Raw genomic sequence first — 2,994 nt, forward strand, 5'->3', positions numbered from 1 at the left:
TACTACCTGTAAAGCAGGCGATGCGTTTTTTAAAACAACAAGCCGGGTAGCCACAGCGCAATGCTTGGAAAAGCAACAACCAGTGCAAGGCCAAAAAGTTGCAAACCAACGTAGGGCAGCGCCGAGTAATAAATATCCACAATGGTGATGGATTTTGGCGCCACCGATCGCATGTAGAACAGATTGTAGCCAAACGGGGGCGTTAAATACGCTGATTGCATGCTAAGAACAAACAACACCGCAAACCAGGTGGTATCGAAACCCAGATCGCGCACGATGGGCACGTAAATCGGGATGGTAATGAACAGGATGGCAAAGTCATCCAGGAACATGCCCAGCACGAAGAAGGTGGCCAGCATTATAATGATGACAACATAGGGCGACAGCGAGAACGCATCAATTAAGTCACTGACAATCATGTCAGCACCTAACCCCATGTAAATCCGGCTGAAAAATACCGCGGCTATCGCAATCCACAACAGCATACCGGTGATTTTTGTTGTAGTCAGCATAACGTAACGCAGCAGGCTCCAGCTCAATCGCCCGTGCATGGCGGCGATAAGCAGTGCTCCGGCAGCGCCTACCGCAGACGCCTCAGACGGCGACGTTACGCCACCAATAATGCAGCCCAGTACCGTTGTGACCAGAATACCCGGAGAGATAAGATGGCGCAGAGACATGAACTTCTCTTTCGCGGTAAATTGTTCTTCCACCGGCGCGGCGGGACCCAGTGCCGGGTTCAGGCGGCAGCGTATGAGTATGTATGCCATGTAAATGCCCGCCAGCATCAGGCCCGGCATTAAACCCGCAGCGAACAGTTTGCCCACAGATTCCCGTGCCAGAAAGGCATAGACGATCATCACCACACTCGGTGGGATCAAAAAGCCGAGTGCTCCGCCGGCCATAATGGTGCCGGTAGCCAGCTTTTTGTCGTAGCCGCGTTTCAGCATGGCAGGCAATGCAATGATGCCCAGGCTTACGGTCGCCGCACCCGAAACACCAGCCATGGCGGCGATAAGGGCACAGATCAAAACAGTACCTACACCAAGACCGCCAGGAAGCCGGCCCATCAGTTTGTGTATCATCTCAAAAAGATCGTCAGTGATCCCTGAGCGCTCCAGCACCAGCCCCATAAATATGAACAAAGGGAGTGCAACCAGCAAAAAGTTGTCCATGGTGCTGAAGGCTGACGAAAGCAGAAACTGCAGCCCGCCAGGGCCGAACATCAGATAGGCACTGCCCATGCCTGAAATCATCAGTGCCCAGGCCAGTGGAGCACCGATTACCATCAGCACAATCATGGAGCAAAACATGATCGCAGTGATGGTAATGGGGTCTAAATTTGTCATCGGAAAAGCCCTTTCAGGGTATACCTGAATGTGTTTCTTATTACGTCACAATTTAACATTATCGCAATGCCTGTCTTACCGGGGGGGGGCCTTCACTATTCGCCCGTGTCAATTCTCGGGTCGTCAAAAGGCACGCCCGCAAGGCGGACTAAGGCACGAACAAGCTCTGCTATGGACTGCAGGATCAAAAGTCCAACAGCAACAGGGATTGTTGCTTTAATAGGCCATACCAATGGACGCCAGATGCTGCTGTTGGAGTATTCGCCGATCAGCCATGAGCGGTATGCGAACTCAACCGCCATTTTGAAAAACACGGCCAGAACGAGAATGCCTAACGTGTACACAATCACGTCGCAGAGGGCCTGCCCGCGCAATGGAAATAAACGATAGATAACGTCGCTGCACACATGCTGTCGATGGAGCAACGTATAGCTTCCGGCCAGAATGCTCAACGCGCCGAAAAACATCGTTGCCAGCTCGTGCCCCCACACGGTGGGGGCGTTGAAAATATAGCGAGCAGCGACTTCATACAGCAGTACACCGATGATACCTAACGTCAGCCAGGAGGTGGCTCGGCCGATCCATTCGGAAAGCCCATCCTGAAAACGAAGATAGCGGGTAATCTTACTCACTGAGGCGGCCTTTCGCTTTGGCATTTTGGATCAGGATCTCGACGGCGCGGGCGTTGCGCTCAGAGCGGGCAGCTTCTTCTCTCCAGATGGGAAGGGACGCTTCTGCCAAATCACGGGAATCTTCTTCTGACAAAGTGGCAAATTCAAACAACGTGCCTTCGTCGATAAGGCGCTGATTGCCTTCTTCCAGCCAGTTGTGGACGTCAAGCAGGTATTGATCAAGCTCTGTTTGAAGAATCTGCTGTTGCTCGTCGCTCATCTTCTCCCAGGTACCCGGGTTAATCAGCAGGTTTTCTGTCCAGCCCGGATTGAGAAGATTCAGGTCGGTGTAGTAACCGGCTACCTCGTTAATCCGCAGCTGCTCGTACTCGACCGGGCCACCATAAACAGCGCCGTCGATAACGCCGGTCGAAAGAGCGATATAAAGCTCTTCGCCTGGAATGAAGGCCGTTGGAATATCAAACTTCTGCAATACCGTGGCAATAGAACTGGTGGCCCGGATACGCATATCGCCAAGATCTTCCAGGCTGGTGACCGGCTTAGTCGTCACCAGGCCATAATCACTGCCGAAGCCGCGTCCAATCAGCTTGACGCCTTTTTCTTCGTAGGCTTCTGCAATGATCTTATCCAGTCCTTGATTAGCAAAAATATCGCGCGCTTCCTCTACATTCACCCAAGCGCCAGGAAGACCGGCTTCGATAGTGCCGATACCAACCGTGCCCGGCCAGTAGCTGCCTACACCGTGGGCAATACTGATGCTGCCCTGCGCAACGGCTTCTACAAACTGATCGCTGTCGACCAGCTCACCGCCACGGAAAAACTGGATCTGGAGAGAACCATCACTGGCTTCTTTGACGCGGTCGCTTAAGTCAGCGGCGATTTGGTCAACTTCTGTGCCGTAAAACGTATGCATGCGCAGACGCATCGTTTCAGCGTAAGCCGCCTGGCTGGCAAGCACGGAAACCGCAAGGGAGGTGGCAAGAACGCTTTTCACGAATACTGAGAGCTTCATA

Annotated in this window: 3 protein-coding genes; all 3 read right to left on the reverse strand. The window is 52.9% G+C overall.

Features of this window, described 5'->3' with window-relative positions:
* Positions 1-29: 29 nt before the first annotated feature.
* A complete protein-coding gene (locus tag MELB17_RS22950; RefSeq protein ID WP_007352736.1) occupies positions 30-1,349 on the reverse strand; it encodes a TRAP transporter large permease in 1,320 nt (439 codons plus the stop codon).
* A 95-nt stretch (positions 1,350-1,444) separates the two neighbouring features.
* The gene (locus MELB17_RS22955) at positions 1,445-1,981 is read right to left on the reverse strand and encodes a TRAP transporter small permease subunit (RefSeq protein ID WP_007352737.1); all 537 of its coding nucleotides are present in this window, start codon (positions 1,979-1,981) and stop codon (positions 1,445-1,447) included.
* On the reverse strand, positions 1,974-2,994 hold a 1,021-nt coding region (gene dctP, locus MELB17_RS22960; protein WP_007352738.1), incomplete at its 5' end, for a TRAP transporter substrate-binding protein DctP. The genes dctP and MELB17_RS22955, both read right to left, overlap by 8 nt.

Origin of the sequence: Marinobacter sp. ELB17 (assembly GCF_000169375.1) — a bacterium.
Classification (GTDB): Bacteria; Pseudomonadota; Gammaproteobacteria; order Pseudomonadales; family Oleiphilaceae; genus Marinobacter.